This is a genomic window from uncultured Veillonella sp. (assembly GCF_963551295.1).
Classification (GTDB): domain Bacteria; phylum Bacillota; class Negativicutes; order Veillonellales; family Veillonellaceae; genus Veillonella.
In genome coordinates this window covers 17,712-33,740 of sequence record NZ_CAUVFT010000024.1, presented here as the reverse complement: position 1 = coordinate 33,740, position 16,029 = coordinate 17,712, and the positions used below count along the sequence as shown (strand labels likewise).

Here is a 16,029-nt window from a genome sequence, read left to right as displayed (position 1 = left end):
CAACGGACTGAAAATCCGTGTGTCGACAGTTCGATTCTGTCCTGAGGCACCATTTACATGCGGGAATAGCTCAGCGGTAGAGCACCGCCTTGCCAAGGCGGGGGTCGCGAGTTCGAATCTCGTTTCCCGCTCCAATTTTATATGGCGGCATAGCCAAGCGGTAAGGCAGAGGTCTGCAAAACCTTTATTCCCCAGTTCGATTCTGGGTGCCGCCTCCACAATCGTTACCCATGCCGGGGTGGCGGAACAGGCAGACGCAACGGACTTAAAATCCGTCGGTTGGAAACAACCGTACCGGTTCGATTCCGGTCCTCGGCACCAATTAAGACTAACTTTAGGTTAGTCTTTTTTCTTATATACAATTAAAACGATTTGTGAAAATTATTACTATAAGTTACGCATAAATATATAAGAGATAGATAAATCTATGAATAAGAAACCTAAGTTATTAATTAGTGAATGCCTATTTGGTGTACCTTGTCGATATGATGGCAAAGATAATTATATAGAAACTATAGAGGCTCTAAAGGAATATTATGAATTAGTACCAGTATGTCCGGAAGTGTTAGGGGGACTTAGTACGCCTCGTGATCCTGCGGAGCGGCAAGGTAAACGTATATGTACTGCTAATGGAGCTGATGTTACAGATGAGTTTGTAAGAGGTGCTCAATTAACAGTTGATATTGCACTAAAATATGGTTGCAAGCAAGCTTTGATGAAGGCGAAAAGTCCTAGCTGTGGATATAAGCGCATTTATGATGGAACTTTTACTAGAACATTGAAAAATGGTCACGGATGTACTGTAGAGGCTCTACTAGAAAAGAATGTAAGAATTTATACGGAAAATGATATAGAGTTATTACTTGCAGAAAAAAAGAGATGAGTTAAACTCATCTCTTTTTGGTTATATTAAGTTGTTTTACTATTAAAATAACTTAATATAATAGAAAAATAATGACTACAATATTAATTAAAGACTACTTGCCTGCATTAACAGGATCATTTGCTAATGGCTGTTCACCAAGTAATGTAGTTAAGTTATGTAGATTAAATCGATATTGAGCATTACTAAAATCTCTTGTTGTATCATATCGTTGACTTGGAGCATGCATGAGACCTACTAATGTATCGTATAGCAAATCATTAGTAAAGAATTGATGCTCGTGTTTAGCAAGCACCTCAGCAGTTTGAGGATAAGTTGAGCGATATTGTGGAGATAGGTATACCCAGAATGGAATATGTGTCATAACAAAATCAAATGTATCAGGGTTATGCGATTTGTCTAAACTTTCACCGTGATCGGAGAAATACACCATAGCTTGTAAGTTTAATTTGTCTTTGCCATAATTGTAAATTTGTTGTAATAACCAGTCTGTGTATAATTGGCTGTTAGCATATGCTTCTTGACCATCAGGATACGGACCTTGTTTCCACTTGCTAAATTCATGTGGGTAACGATCATTGTAGTAAATATGACTACCCATAATATGTATAACGATAAAGTTGTTCTTGGTAGGATCTACAGTTTCTAATAATGGCAATAGAGCTTCATCATATCGATCTGAGAATGCATAAGATTCATGGGCCCATTTTGTTGTGTCTGCAGTCTTAGCCATTAATGAAATAGCTGTATCATATTCACCGAATACACCTTGATTGCTAAACCAAGAAGTCGTGTATCCCGCTTTTTTAGCAACATCTAAGATATTGGCTGAATCAAGAAATGGTTTATCATCGTATTGGTTTCGTTCAGATAGTGCACGCTCCAAGGTTGGTACTGTTTGTACGTAGGATGAATAGGCATTATCAAAGAAGACAAAGTCTTTATTGTCCGAACGCATATTACCTTGCCATGGAGTGTCGTCATATGGGAAGTTTGGATTATATACTTTCATATAATCTCGAGAACTAGATTCGCCAATGACTAGAATAATAGTACCAGGTGTTTTGTTCACCGCCGTTTCCTTTGTGTCTAAATTAAAGGAATCAAATACTAAGTGGTGATTATCATTATATTGTTGCATTTGTTTTACATAATCGCCTGCAGCAATCCAGTTCGCCACAATACAGGTTTGAGGGAACAAGAAGAATGGTACATATACTAAAAAAGCTACAAGGGATGCGATGAGCATAGCTGACCGCATAGGACGTGTAGTATTTAAGTTTACTACTGCTTTCATTCCTAAGTTAGACCAGTACAATAAATAAGTCCATAAGATAAGACCAATACTCACTGCTATAAGACCAGGTATACCAGCTGCATTCTTTAAAAAACCAAATGCTTCTTCTGGATTGGTCATATATACGGCGAGCAGACTGGCTGGCGTTAAGCAATGCCAGGTAGTCATGTAATAGCCGATCTGCAAGAATGGTATTAAGCTTAAAATCATGGAAATAATAGCCATGATCAAGGACGTTGTCTTATGGAAACGGTTTGTTTGGTTCAGTAAAAACTGAATGCCTGATAATCCCATGAAAATCAATAAGCCAAATAAAAAATCATTAGCAAATTCATAGAAATATAGCGGCTTTACATAAGACCAGTGGAATAAAAGCGGAAAGGTAAGTGCCCATAAGATTCCAACAAGGCCATACCCTAAAAAAGGCCTGTGGAAAACGGTACACCCCATAAAATATTGAAATAAAAAGGTACCTACAATTGTTGGTACTGCTAAAATCGTAATATCTTCTACATCAAGTCCTAAGGTTATGGGCTCATAAATTAAAAATAAAACGATATATAAAACAATACCTATAATACCAAAGCGAAAAATGGGATTTTGCCCAATTTGCTTCACACTCGATAACATAATAAATCCTCTCTAAAAGGAATACACAATAACATATCCTTTATAATATATAATAATTACAATAATAAAGATAGCAGATGAGTGTAAAAAAAACAATTATTTGAAAGTACTACTATATATGCTTTATAATTATATAGTTAAAGTACATTTTTTTCTGAGGATTGGGGTTTATGGGAGATTATAATTACAAGTTGGACGTTTTTGAAGGTCCCCTTGATTTGCTCTTGCATCTCATTGAAAAACATAAAATAGAAATCACCGATATTCCTATCGTTGAAATAACGAGTCAATACTTGGAATATCTAGACAATTGGAACCATTTTGATATTCATTATAGTAGTGAGTTTCTTGTTATGGCATCTACCTTATTACAGATTAAATCACGCATGTTATTACCTAAGGCTGAACCTGAGCCTGATGAAGCCGAGGATCCACGTGATGAGTTGGTAGCAAAATTAGTAGAATTTAAGAAAATTAAGGATATTACATCTCTATTAATGGAGCGTACCGCTGTATCTGCAAACATATTTAGTCGTCCTGAAGAAACGAGTGTGCTTGGATTAGATAGTGTATATAATTTGGAACTTTCACAGTTATATCAAATTTTTTATCAAACTATAAAACGAGCTAAAGAGGTACCAGAAGAAGAGATGATTCGTGAGGTAAAGGTTGAAAAGGATACGTATAGTTTAGAGGATATGATTCTATCCTTGTCTAGTCGTATACATCGTGGGGAGTGTCTATATTTTAGGGAGTTATTAGTAGCAATTGAAACGAAAAGTGGTATGGTAACCATCTTTATGGCTGTTCTAGAATTATTAAAACAACAAGTTATGGAAATGCGTTATGAAGATGATGACATTATATTCACTGCTACCTAAGAGGGCTGTGTAGAAAGGGGGCTATATGAGCTTACCAACGATGCATTTAGAAGCCGTTTTGTTTTCAGCGGCAAAGCCTATATCGATAGATATGTTATCAGAAGTGTTTGGGCTTTCCATAGAGGAAATACAAAAATATATAGAAGAATTACAACGAGAACTAGAAGAACAGAATCGAGGTATTCGAATACGTATATCTGGAGCCGGTATTGAATTAGTAAGCGCTGTTGAATGTGCTGATTATGTTGGTCATATTCGGAAGAGAGAAGATAAATTATCTAATGCAGCAATGGAAACATTAGCTGTTATCGCCTATAAGCAGCCTATTACAAAGGCTGAAATCGAAGAGGTTCGCGGTGTAAATAGCGATAAAATTATAAAACAATTATTGTCTAGATCTCTTATAGCTGAATTAGGTCATAAGGATACTGTAGGTAGACCGATTCTATATGGCACGACTGATGAATTTTTGAGAAGTGCTGGTGTAGAATCGATAGAAGCCTTACATCAAGAAGTTTCGGAAACAGAAGGATAACATGGAACGATTACAAAAATATATTGCCAGTTGTGGTATTGCATCACGGCGTAAGGCAGAAGAACTAATTACAGAGGGTAAGGTACAGGTAAATGGCCGAAAGGTTACAGAGCTTGGGATTAAAATTAACCCTCAAAAAGATAAGGTTAAGGTTAATGGCCAATTATTGGCTCAGGAAAAGCCTGTATATTATTTATTAAATAAACCAAAAGGTGTCATTACATCTGTATCTGACCCTCAAGGTAGAGAAACTGTTTTAGATTATATTAAAAATGAATCTAAACGCATTTATCCTGTTGGACGTCTCGACTTATATACAGAAGGTTTATTACTTCTTACTAATGATGGTGAGTTAGCACAAAACTTAACACATCCCTCTAAAGGTGTGGAAAAAACTTATGAAGTGCGCATCAAAGGACGTGTTCGCGATGAAGACTTACAAGTTATAGCTAATGGTGTGAAACTTGAAGATGGTATGACTGCACCTGCTACAATTGTAGATTTAGGTTTTGATGACCATAACGGTGTACATGAAGTAGAGATTACTATCCATGAAGGTCGTAATCGACAAGTTCGCCGTATGTTTGAACACTTTGGGTACCGCATTCATAATTTAAAACGTATTGCCTATGCTGGTCTCACCTTGGGCGGTGTTAAACGCGGTGCTTCTCGTCAGCTTACAATTGGTGAAGTGAAAGCTCTAAAAACGTTAGGAACAGGTAAGAAATGAAACAAATCATAGTCATTGGCGGTGGTGCGGCAGGCTTAATGGCAGCTGTTATAGCTGGCCGTGAAGGAGCCCGTGTCATCTTATTAGAAAAAATGAATATGGTTGGTAAGAAAATGGGCATTACCGGTAAAGGTCGCTGTAATATTACGAATAGTGCAGATATGGCCGAGTTTATAAAAAATACTCCTGGTAATGGTAAGTTCTTGTACGGTGCCTATGAACGCTTTAGTAATGAAGATCTTCTGGACTTATTGCATAGTTGGGGGTTAAAAACTAAAGTAGAACGTGGGGGACGAGTGTTTCCTGAATCCGATTCTGCATTAGAAGTACGCAATATCTTTATGAAAATCCTTAAAAAGTATAATGTCCAAGTTCATTTAAATGAACCTGTTACATCGATTACTGTAAAGGATAATCGTGTAGTTGGTGTTACAACGGATAAGGAACAATATGCTTGTGATGCTGCTATTATTTGTACTGGTGGTGCATCTTACCCATTGACAGGTTCTACTGGTGATGGTTACGTTTTAGCCGAAAGAGTGGGACATACTATTACTGATATTCGTCCATCCTTGGTACCTATTGTTACAAATGAAACTTGGGTAAAGGAAGTTATGGGGCTTAGTCTTCGTAATGTTGAGGTATCGGTTGTTTCTAAAAATAAGGTACAAGCTAAACAATTTGGGGAAATGATGTTTACTCATTTTGGTCTTACGGGCCCTACAATCTTATCGTTAAGTCACACGGTAGGTAAGTTGCTTCGTAAGAAAAATCCTCAAATTACTATTGAAATTAATCTTAAGCCTGCTTTAACTGCAGAAATACTGGATAAGCGCTTGCAAAAAGATTTTGATTTATATTCTAAAAAACAATTGGCTAATGGGATGAAGGATTTACTACCTGTAAATCTTATTCCAATTGTTATAAAGTTTGCTGAGTTAAATCCGACTAAACCGATTAATCAAATTACAAAGGAGGAGCGTTTGCGCTTATGTCATGTGTTGCAATATATGACATTAACTGTTAAGGAATTACGACCTGTAGCCGAAGCTATTGTTACAGCCGGTGGTATTTCCTTAAAAGAATTTAATCCTAAAACTATGGAGTCTAAATTGATTGGTGGTTTATATGGTGCGGGCGAAGTACTAGACATTGATGCTTTTACAGGAGGCTATAATTTACAAGCTGCCTTTTCCACAGGCTATGTGGCGGCCATGCATGCCGTACACGGTGATGAAGAATAGAGGTTATTATGAGTACTAAAAAAATTGCCATTGCTATTGATGGTCCTGCAGGGGCTGGTAAAAGTAGTATTTCTAAAGTAGTGGCCAATGAATTAGGGTATTTATATATTGATACAGGTGCTATGTATCGCGGTGTTACATGGGCAGTTCTTAATAGTCAAATCGATGTTAAAGATCAAGCTGCTATAGAAGCTTTATTACCATCTTTGAATTTGACCTTAGAGCCCACTGCAACAGCATGTAAAATCTATGTTAAAGATAAAGACGTAACATCATTAATTCGCCAACAACAAATTAATGATAATGTATCGACTATAGCGTCATATAAAGGGGTTCGACAATATTTGGTAGAACGTCAACAGGCGATGGCTGCTGTTGGGGGCGTTATATTAGATGGTCGAGACATAGGCTCCGTTGTATTACCAGATGCAGAGTTAAAAATCTATTTAACTGCTTCTGTTGATGCGCGGGCAAAACGTAGATGGCTTGAAGTACAAGGTACGCCAAACGAGCAAACATTAGAAGAAATTAAAAAGAACGTAGAAAGTCGCGATGAAATGGATAAAAATCGTGAAGAATCTCCACTTATATGTGTTGACGATGCAGTAGTTGTAGATTCTAGCGATATGACTTTCGATGAAACTGTGGCATATATATTGAATTTAGTACAGGAGACAATCAATCATGAATAAATTTTCTACCTGGTTATGGCGGACAGCCTTTTGGCTTCGCTATAAGGTAGGGTATGGGTTGAAAGTATATGGTCGCGATAATTTCCCAATGGAAGGACCTGTTATCGTAGTGCCTAATCATTTAAGTAATAATGATCCACCTATTTGTGGTTATGCATTACCTAGGCATGTACATTTTATGGCTAAACAAGAATTATTTGTGAATCCTATATCTCGGTTTATTTGTACATGGCTTGGCGCGTTTCCTTTAAATCGTGGAGCTATTGATAAGGTTGCCATTCGTCATGCTATGGGGCTACTTAAGGACAATAAGGTTTTAGGCATTTTTGCAGAAGGCAACCGTCAAAAAAGTGGTAAGCTTGGTAAATTTCATGATGGTGCAGCATCAATTGCACTTAGAACAGGGGTTAGCATAGTGCCTGTTGCTATCATTGGTTCTTATAATATGGAACGCGATAAAGTTGCTTGTATCATTGGTAAACCGATTCCAGTTGAAAAAGCTAAGGCGACACCAGAAGCAATTCAAAAAGTAAATGATAGTGTTAAAAGTGAAATCCAACGAATGATAGATTCTTATCATAACAATTGTATAGAGGAGACTTTATGGAAATAATTTTGGCTGAAAACCATGGTTTTTGCTATGGTGTAAAACGGGCTGTTGAAATGGCAAATGAAGCTGCAAATAACGATGGTAAAAGCTATACATTAGGGCCTATTATTCACAATCCTCAGGTTGTAGGTCGTCTTGAAGATAAAGGGGTAAGCCCTGTTCAAGAAGTGTCTGATATCGCAGAAGGGACCATGATTATTCGCTCTCATGGTGTAGGTCCCGCTATTTACGAAGAGGCAGAAGAGAAGGGCTTACATATTGTGGATGCTACATGTCCATATGTAAAAAAGGCACAACAAGATGCTAAATCCGTTATTGAAGATGACATGACTTTGGTGATTTTAGGCGAAAAAAATCATCCTGAGGTCAAAAGCATCAATTTATGGGCGAATAACGAAGGAATAATCATCGAAGATGAAGATTCCGCTCAAAAACTACAAGTTGTGGAAAAAATGGGCGTTGTTGTACAAACAACCTTTTCACAATTCAAATTTAACAGTATAATAGACATATTAGAGAAAAAATCTAAGAATCTTAAGGTTTTCAAAACGATATGCAATGCAACGCAAGAACGACAGAATTCTGCCGTTGATTTAGCACGTAATGTAGATCTTATGATAGTGATAGGTGGTAAGAACAGCGGCAATACGAACCGATTGGCAGAGGTTTGTCGTGACGTTGGATGTACAACGTATCACATTGAAACTTCTACTGAATTACAACTGGAATGGTTTAACCGAGTACAGACGGTAGGAGTAACAGCAGGAGCATCGACTCCCGACTGGATTATTAAGGAGGTCATTGAGACAATGAAAGATTTTGCAGAATTATTAGCAGCCGAAGGTCAAGAAGAATTTAAGAAAGGGAATGTTGTAGAAGGTACAGTAGTTCAAGTCGAAGATGAACGAGCTTACGTATCTTTTGGCTACAAAACTGAAGCCATTTTGAACAGAACTGAAATTTCTTATCCAGCACCAGAATCTGCCAAAGATGTGTTAAAAAATGGTGATGAAATTAAAGCAGTTATCATGAATCACATCAAAGAAGATAATCCTATTTATCTTTCCATGACTCGCTTGGCTAAAGATGAAGATTGGCAATATGTTATCGAAGCACAAGAAAAAGATGAAGCTATCGTATGTAAAGGTATTGATGCTATTCCAGCAGGTTTAGTAGTAACAGTTAAATCCCTTCGTGGTTTCATTCCATTGTCCCAAGGTGATGTTCATTTCGTGAAATCCTTGGACAACTTGGTTGGTACAGAATTTGAAGCTAAAGTACTTGAAATCGATGAAAAGAAAAACCGTTTGGTTCTTTCCCGTCGTGCAGTATTGGAAGTGGAACGTCAAGCTAAATTAGCTGAAGCATTGAAAAACATTAACGTTGGCGAGAACTATAAAGGTATTGTTCGTAAAATCATGCCTTATGGTGCATTCGTAGATATCGGCGGTATTGAAGGTTTACTTCACATTTCCGATATTTCTTGGCAAAAAATTAAAAAAGTGGAAGATGTTCTTTCCGTTGGTCAAGAAATCGAAGTTAAATTACAATCCTTCGACGCTGAAAGCAATAAATTATCCTTGTCCTTAAAAGCTTTATCTAAGAGCCCATGGGACGTTGCTGAAGAAACATTGCATGTTGGCGATGTTATTAACGGCAAAGTTGTTCGTTTAGTAGCTTACGGTGCATTCGTAGCTGTTAATGACGACATCCAAGGTTTACTTCACATTTCCCAAATTACAAAACAACGTAATGCGAAAGTTGAAGATTACTTGAACCGTGGTCAAGAAGTCGAAGTTAAAATCATTTCTCTTAACAAAGATGAAAAGAAATTGGGTTTGGCTTTGACTGAGTTGATGGAATCAAAAGAAACTGCAGAAGACGCTGAATAATTCATTGTCTAATAAAAGGCTAGCCAAGGTTTCCTTGGTTAGCCTTTTTGCGTACTTTACTTAGAATATGATAAAATATAGTAATGTATTAGATTAGATAATGAGGTGAAACTATGGCAAAACCATTAGTGGCTGTTGTAGGCCGTCCAAATGTAGGTAAATCTACACTTTTTAATGCCATTGTTAATAAACGTATCTCTATCGTTGAAGATATTCCGGGGGTAACAAGGGACCGTATTTACTTCGATGCAGAGTGGTTAAATCGTGAGTTTACAATGATCGATACAGGTGGTATCGAGTTCATTACTGAAAATAGTCATGTTATTCCTAAGATGATGCGATTACAAGCTGAATTAGCTATTGAAGAAGCGGATGTAATTTTATTCGTCGTCGATGGTAAACAAGGTATTGTACCTGCTGATGAAGAAGTTGCAAATATTCTTAGAGCTAGTGGAAAACCTGTTGTACTCGTAGTTAATAAGATTGATAGTGTAAATCAAGAGCCGAATATTTATGAATTCTACAATCTTGGTTTGGGGGACCCCATTGGCATTTCCGCTAAAAATCTTATGAATTTAGGTGATTTGCTGGATGATACTGTTAAACATTTTCCACCAGTTGGCACTAATGTAGATGATGAAGATACTATTCATGTTGCCGTTATTGGTCGTCCAAATGTAGGTAAATCTTCTTTGACTAATGCATTATTAGGACAAGATCGTGTAATAGTATCTGATGTAGCAGGTACTACTCGAGACTCCATTGATACGTATTGGACTCATGAGGACCAAAAATTTGTACTTATTGATACGGCGGGAATGCGTCGTAAGTCTAAAATCGAAGAAGCCGTTGAACGATATAGTATTGTCCGCTCTTTGCGATCAGTAGATCGTGCTGATATTGTAGTTCTTGTACTAGATGCTCAAGATGGTGTTACAGAACAAGATAAAAAAATTGCAGGTTATGCTTACGAAGCGGGTAAAGGTGTAGTCATTGTTGTGAATAAATGGGATCTTGTTGAAAAAGATGACAAAACAACATTGCGATTTACTGAAGATATTTATGATGAATTAGGTTTTTTACAGTTTGCACCTATCCTGTTTGCTTCTGCTTTAACTAAGCAACGTATTCACCGTTTAGCTGATATGTTGAAGTTCGTATCTGAACAACAATACCGCCGTGTATCTACTGGGACGTTAAATCAATTATTACAAGATGCACAAACCGTAAATCCCGTGCCATCTCGCAATGGTAGAATTCCAAAAATCTATTATATGACGCAAGCTAGTGTTAAGCCGCCTACATTCATTTTATTTGTAAATGAACCAGAGCTAATTCACTTCTCTTATATGCGTTTCTTAGAGAATCGATTGCGTGAGTCCTTTGGTTTTGAAGGAACTCCGATTCGTTTAGTATTACGTGGCAAGAAACGGGATGATGAAGACTAATGGATATTATGATTATTGTATATGCTGTATTATCATATCTTATCGGATCAATTCCTAGTGGATTAATTATAGGTAAGCTTTTCTTTAATACAGACGTACGACAATATGGCTCTAAAAATATTGGCGCTACTAATACATATCGAGTTATCGGACTTAAAGCAGCCTTACCTGTATTTTTATGTGATGCTTTAAAAGGGGCAGCAGGAGTAGTGCTACTCTCACCTTATGGGCCTATGTTTATGATCTTAGGTGGTATTCTTGGGATGATGGGACATAACTGGTCTGTTTTCCTGGGGTTTAAGGGTGGTCGTGGTGTTGCCACGGGGTTAGGTGTTCTTGTTGCACTTTCTCCAATAGTAGCATTGATTTGCTTTTTGGTATGGGGTGTTATCGTATACTTCACTAAACTTGTATCTTTAGGCTCTATCATTGCCGCTGCATTAGTACCATTACTGATGTATTTCACTGGAGAATCCTTCTGGTTTGTTGGCTTTGGTGGGTTAGCAGCTTTGTTTGTCATTGTACGTCACTGGGATAATATTAAGCGTCTACTTGCTGGAAACGAGTTAAAAGTAGAGCGTATTAAAAAGGATTAAAGAATGAATGTTGTTGTTATCGGCTCTGGTAGTTGGGGGACGGCCCTTGCTATTAAATCCGTTTTAGCTGGAAATACTACAACTATATTTTGTCGTCGTCCAGAATTTGCAGATAAACTTGCAAAAGACTTAGAGAATAAAGACTATTTACCAGGTGTAAAACTTCCAGAAGAATTACAATATAGTTCTGATTTAGAAGCTTGTATTAGTAATGCTGAAGTGGTATTAATGGTTACACCTTCTGTACATGTACGTACCAGTTTAGAGGCTATTAAACCGTATGCTCATAAAAATCAAGCCTATATTTTATGTTCAAAAGGTGTAGAACGAACAAGTGGAAAACTTTTAACGACTGTTATGAAAGAAGTTCTTGGTTCTGTGGGATGTAATCTAGCTGTTTTATCTGGACCAAATCATGCTGAAGAGATTGGTCGTAATTTGCCTGCTGCCTCTGTGTTGAGTACAGAGAATCTAGAAGTGGCTACAACATTGCAAAAAGCATTATGTAGTCAAAACTTTAGAATTTACGCAAATACAGATATCATTGGTGTTGAGCTAGCTGGTGCTACCAAAAATATTATTGCTCTTGCAGCAGGTATTGTAGATGGTCTAGCCTTAGGTGATAATTGTAAGGCTTTATTATTAACACGTGGTCTCCATGAGATGACGCGTTTTGGCGTAGCCTTAGGTGCTCAAAAGGAAACTTATGCTGGTCTTGCTGGTATGGGAGATTTGATTGCTACCTGTATGAGTCCTCATGGTCGTAACCGTGCGGCTGGGCAAAAACTAGCAGCAGGTAAGACGATGGATTATATTATTAATCATACAAATATGGTGGTAGAAGGATTTTTTGCCACAGATATTATTTATAAAATGGCTTGTAAACATCAAATTGAAATGCCTATAACGAAGGCTTTATACGAGGTTTTATACGAAAAAAAATCTCCATCCATAGCATTAGGCGAGTTGATGGGACGTGATATTAAAATTGAAGTATCATAGATAAAAGATACTTTTAATTTGGTTATTTATATACTATAATTAATGAGTATAATCTTGTGAGGGTTGTATGCGAATTATTGGCGGAACTGCTAAGGGACATGTTATAAAATCACCTAAAGGATTAGATACTAGACCTACACTTGATCGTGTTCGTGAAAGTGTATTTAATGTATTAGCAAATAGAGGTATATTTGGTTCTGATGTACTAGATATATTTTCTGGTACTGGTGCAGTAGCAATTGAAGCCTTAAGTCGTGGTGCAGCACATGCAGTAGCAGTGGACTTTAAAACGGGCAAACTAATTTTAGAGAATGCTAAACATTGTCGTGTGGATGATCGGTTAGAAATCATTCCGAGGAAACTTTCACAATTAAAAAATTATATAGTGGGGCGACAGTTCGATTATATATTTTCTGATCCGCCTTATGAAAACGGATTTATACAAGATACCATAGATTTGGTTGTAAACCATGATTTGTTAAAATCTGAAGGAATTTTATTGTTAGAACATCATAAGGATGAGGTTTTCACCTTACCAGAATCATGGGAGTGTATAAAAGAACAGAAATTTGGTTATACGATGGTTTCCTATTTTGTAAAGATAGCCGAAAGGAGCTAAACCTGTGCGTATAGGTGTATGTCCGGGTAGTTTTGACCCAGTTACAAATGGACATGTTGATATTTTTGAACGGGGCAGTCGATTGGTTGATAAATTAATCATTGCTGTCAGCTCAAATCCGAATAAAAATTCCTTATTTACTATGGAAGAACGGGTTGAGATGATTCGAAATTCTGTCAAACATATTCCTAATGTTGAAATTGATTGTACAGGTGGCTTGCTCAACGAGTACGTTAAATCCAAGAATGCTACTATTATTATTCGAGGGTTACGTGCATTGAGTGACTTTGAATATGAATTTCAGCGCGCATTATTTGCAAAATATTTGGATGATGACATTGAAACAGTATTTATTATGACAAATAACAAATATTCTTTTGTCAGCTCCACAGGCATTCGTGAACTAGCTAGATTTGGTGGAAAGCTAGATGGTCTTGTTCCGGATGATGTTAAGGAAAAACTTGAAGAACGCTTTAATACGGTCCATAATAAATAGGGGTGAATTGTATGAAAACAGAAAAATTATTAGAAGATTTAGAGGTTCTTATTGAATCCAGCAGCCGTATTCCTATGACTACAAAACGTATGGTTGAGGAAGATGAAATTATGCGTATTATAGATTCTATTCAGGAATCCTTACCTTTGGAACTTGAAGAATCTCGTCGTATTGTAGCAGATAAAGATAAAGTGTTAGCTGATGCTCAACGTCAGGCTGAAACTTTGATCGATCAAGCTAAAGACTACATTGCTAAATTAACAGCTGAAAGTGAACTTGTAAAACAAGCTCAAGAACAAGCCAATCAAATTATTAATGCAGCAAACCAATCCTCTGATGAATTGAAGGCTAGCTCTATTCAATATGCTGGTGATGTTCTTAAATACGTTGAAAACAACTTAGAGAAAACATTGGAAAGCTTGCGTCAAAACCGTGAAAGTTTAAAACAAACTGAACAACGTACGGAAGAAAACCAATAATTTAAGTACAGGCTAGATATCATATTATATCTGGCCTTTTTTATATTTTAATTCCATAGAAAATTTAAGATAAGTAATATCAAATTTCAGATCAATATGTAAAAATAATGTGAACAAAATAATAAGCCAAAAATAAAAGCGAAGGGATACCTTCGCTTTTATTTTTCTCTATAGTTTTCTGGTTTTTTAGGCTCAACAATCATAGTTTGATGGGTATTGAAAATAACAAATCCTAAAGGAGATCCGGGTGGCTTTTTGATATTTTTTATGTATGTATAATCTACAGGAACCTTACTAGTGTCACGAGCCTTACTAAAGTAGGCTGCATATTGTGCTACTTTAGATAAAATCATATCGTTTGGTTCAACATTGAGCCGTAAAATAAGGTGCGAACCTTGGATATCCTGTGTATGGAACCAAATGTCAGTTGGTTTTGCAAATCGATGTGTCAAATATTCGTTTTGCTGATTGTTACGGCCAATAAACATTTCACCTTCGTCAATTGTTAAGTGAATGTAGTTAGATTTACCAAGCTTGTAAGATAATGGTTTTTTTGATTTTTTTATGATACCTGCATCCATGCATTCTTTGCGTATTTCTTCTAAGCTTTCACGAGTAGTGGCTAAGGAGATACTGTATAGAATAGATTGTAAGTATGCTAGTTTTGTGGTACTTGCATTGAGTTGGTACTCGCCGCTAACCATACGATTTTTTAGTTTTGTATAAAGCTTATAGTACCATTGTGCATTTTCCACAATCGTTAAGTTTGGCTTTAAAGGAATAGTTAAGATTTCATTTTCTTCGGAAAGAAGATTTTGCAATTCAATAGACGGTTCGTATTGCACTTGAAGGTGTGCATTTATCATTAGAAGATCACCATATAATTTATAGGTTTCCATTTTCTTAGTATCTTCTAATTCATCTTTAATCTTTTGATGGCGACCTTCTTCCTTTTTGATGGCTGCTATTAAGATTTTTTCTAACTCTTTATCAGCTGTATGAATTGCTTTTGTGTTATGAATGGATTCTTCTAAGGCTTCAGAAATAGTGTTGTATTCTTTTAATACCTTATAGTTATGTAATAAAATGCTTGCGTAAGCCTTTTTATTGTTATCGTTGATTAAAGTAAACAAACCATTGCTATTTTCAAGCTTTTCTTTGAGGTGATACAAAGATTTAGTAAACATATCTAATTGGGAAGTATCTAAATCAGTTATGATTTCTTCACCATTCAGCTTGGAAATATATAAAACTTCATCCAATAAAGGCTTGCCAAAGCCGTTAAAGATAGATCGAATAGATTGCTGTACGGAACCATTACCAAAAGAGGTGAGTAGATTTTTGATTTCATCACAATCAAAGTCCATTAAGCTTACGCGATTAGCATTTGGCGGTAGTTCATATCGCAATTTAGGACTAATAGAACGTTCACGGTTCATAAGTGGAGAGACGTGAATTAAAGATTCTAAAATAACATCGTCTTGTACAAAAATACAGTTGGAATATTTGCCCATTAATTCAACATAAATGTAGGTACTCGTAATGGAACCATCCATTTCCAATTTATCCGTTTGGATGCACATGATTCGGTCGCCATTGATTTGTTCCACCTTTACAATGCGGCTACCTTCAATATGCTTTCGTAAGAACATACAAAGTGAGCTTGGTTCTTTTGGTAAATCTTGCAGTGGTTGACTAAGATACATTGCTGGTGTAGCACCTACGGTAATGATCAAGTTTTGGTCTTCGTTGAGTGCTCGAATTTTAAATAATAATGTAGTTTTATCTATTTGATATAGTTTTTGTATTTGACCTGTTTGTAATCGCTCGTTTATTTCTTTAGCGAGTACAGACATGGTAAGTCCGTCTAAATTCATAGTACTCCTTTCAAATATATTTAGAAGTATAGTTTAGTATACCATAGTGTACATATAATTCTTAGTATTTAAACACGGATTGTGTAATTCGTGGTACAATAATAAAAACTACTAAGGA

Annotated in this window: 16 protein-coding genes and 3 tRNA genes; 17 read left to right on the top strand and 2 right to left on the bottom strand. The window is 36.4% G+C overall.

Annotated features, from left to right (window positions below):
* The first annotated feature begins 59 nt into the window (after positions 1–59).
* The 4 genes from RYO55_RS07375 to RYO55_RS07360 all read left to right on the top strand — a co-directional run bounded on the left by RYO55_RS07375 (position 60) and on the right by RYO55_RS07360 (position 883).
* Positions 60–134 (top strand) — tRNA-Gly (locus tag RYO55_RS07375).
* A gap of 9 nt (positions 135–143) precedes the next feature.
* Positions 144–218: transfer RNA gene (locus tag RYO55_RS07370), tRNA-Cys, on the top strand.
* Between the two features lie 14 nt (positions 219–232).
* A tRNA-Leu gene (locus tag RYO55_RS07365) sits at positions 233–321 on the top strand.
* 106 nt (positions 322–427) lie between these two features.
* Positions 428–883, top strand: coding sequence for a DUF523 domain-containing protein (locus RYO55_RS07360; protein ID WP_295813901.1), 456 nt, complete (start codon positions 428–430; stop codon positions 881–883).
* 94 nt (positions 884–977) lie between these two features.
* Here RYO55_RS07360 and RYO55_RS07355 read toward each other — a convergent pair whose 3' ends face one another.
* Positions 978–2,810, bottom strand: a complete 1,833-nt coding sequence (locus RYO55_RS07355; protein ID WP_314984867.1) for a phosphoethanolamine transferase — start codon at positions 2,808–2,810, stop codon at positions 978–980.
* Between the two features lie 170 nt (positions 2,811–2,980).
* Here RYO55_RS07355 and RYO55_RS07350 point away from each other — a divergent pair, with 170 nt between their 5' ends.
* The 13 genes from RYO55_RS07350 to RYO55_RS07290 all read left to right on the top strand — a co-directional run bounded on the left by RYO55_RS07350 (position 2,981) and on the right by RYO55_RS07290 (position 14,034).
* Entirely contained in the window at positions 2,981–3,691 is a 711-nt protein-coding gene (locus RYO55_RS07350; protein ID WP_314984865.1) for a segregation/condensation protein A, read from the top strand.
* Positions 3,692–3,716: 25 nt separating this feature from the next.
* Positions 3,717–4,226 carry an SMC-Scp complex subunit ScpB gene (scpB, locus tag RYO55_RS07345; RefSeq protein WP_118091451.1) on the top strand — a complete coding sequence of 170 codons (510 nt, stop codon included), beginning with the start codon at positions 3,717–3,719 and terminating at the stop codon, positions 4,224–4,226.
* A 1-nt stretch (position 4,227) separates the two neighbouring features.
* On the top strand, positions 4,228–4,956 hold the full coding sequence (locus tag RYO55_RS07340) for a pseudouridine synthase (protein WP_314984863.1): 729 nt from the start codon (positions 4,228–4,230) through the stop codon (positions 4,954–4,956).
* A complete protein-coding gene (locus RYO55_RS07335) occupies positions 4,953–6,200 on the top strand; it encodes an NAD(P)/FAD-dependent oxidoreductase (RefSeq protein ID WP_314984862.1) in 1,248 nt (415 codons plus the stop codon). The genes RYO55_RS07340 and RYO55_RS07335 overlap by 4 nt, the downstream gene beginning before the upstream one ends.
* A gap of 8 nt (positions 6,201–6,208) precedes the next feature.
* Positions 6,209–6,892, top strand: coding sequence for a (d)CMP kinase (cmk, locus tag RYO55_RS07330; RefSeq protein ID WP_314984861.1), 684 nt, complete (start codon positions 6,209–6,211; stop codon positions 6,890–6,892).
* Positions 6,885–7,505 carry a lysophospholipid acyltransferase family protein gene (locus RYO55_RS07325; protein ID WP_314984860.1) on the top strand — a complete coding sequence of 207 codons (621 nt, stop codon included), beginning with the start codon at positions 6,885–6,887 and terminating at the stop codon, positions 7,503–7,505. Before cmk ends, RYO55_RS07325 begins: the two co-directional genes overlap by 8 nt.
* Positions 7,496–9,394 carry a bifunctional 4-hydroxy-3-methylbut-2-enyl diphosphate reductase/30S ribosomal protein S1 gene (locus tag RYO55_RS07320; protein WP_118091446.1) on the top strand — a complete coding sequence of 633 codons (1,899 nt, stop codon included), beginning with the start codon at positions 7,496–7,498 and terminating at the stop codon, positions 9,392–9,394. Before RYO55_RS07325 ends, RYO55_RS07320 begins: the two co-directional genes overlap by 10 nt.
* Positions 9,395–9,507: 113 nt before the next feature.
* Positions 9,508–10,842, top strand: coding sequence for a ribosome biogenesis GTPase Der (der, locus tag RYO55_RS07315; protein WP_314984859.1), 1,335 nt, complete (start codon positions 9,508–9,510; stop codon positions 10,840–10,842).
* Positions 10,842–11,438: a glycerol-3-phosphate 1-O-acyltransferase PlsY gene (gene plsY / locus RYO55_RS07310; RefSeq protein ID WP_118091445.1), complete on the top strand. Its 597-nt coding sequence runs from the start codon at positions 10,842–10,844 to the stop codon at positions 11,436–11,438. Before der ends, plsY begins: the two co-directional genes overlap by 1 nt.
* A 3-nt stretch (positions 11,439–11,441) precedes the next feature.
* A complete protein-coding gene (locus RYO55_RS07305) occupies positions 11,442–12,440 on the top strand; it encodes an NAD(P)H-dependent glycerol-3-phosphate dehydrogenase (RefSeq protein WP_295814072.1) in 999 nt (332 codons plus the stop codon).
* A gap of 67 nt (positions 12,441–12,507) precedes the next feature.
* On the top strand, positions 12,508–13,059 hold the full coding sequence (rsmD, locus tag RYO55_RS07300; protein WP_314984858.1) for a 16S rRNA (guanine(966)-N(2))-methyltransferase RsmD: 552 nt from the start codon (positions 12,508–12,510) through the stop codon (positions 13,057–13,059).
* A gap of 4 nt (positions 13,060–13,063) precedes the next feature.
* Positions 13,064–13,555, top strand: a complete 492-nt coding sequence (gene coaD / locus RYO55_RS07295) for a pantetheine-phosphate adenylyltransferase (RefSeq protein ID WP_314984857.1) — start codon at positions 13,064–13,066, stop codon at positions 13,553–13,555.
* A gap of 11 nt (positions 13,556–13,566) precedes the next feature.
* Complete coding sequence (locus RYO55_RS07290; protein ID WP_004693228.1) at positions 13,567–14,034, top strand: hypothetical protein; 468 nt, start codon at positions 13,567–13,569, stop codon at positions 14,032–14,034.
* A gap of 158 nt (positions 14,035–14,192) precedes the next feature.
* Here RYO55_RS07290 and RYO55_RS07285 read toward each other — a convergent pair whose 3' ends face one another.
* Positions 14,193–15,911: an NFACT RNA binding domain-containing protein gene (locus RYO55_RS07285; protein ID WP_314984856.1), complete on the bottom strand. Its 1,719-nt coding sequence runs from the start codon at positions 15,909–15,911 to the stop codon at positions 14,193–14,195.
* Positions 15,912–16,029: the final 118 nt, after the last annotated feature.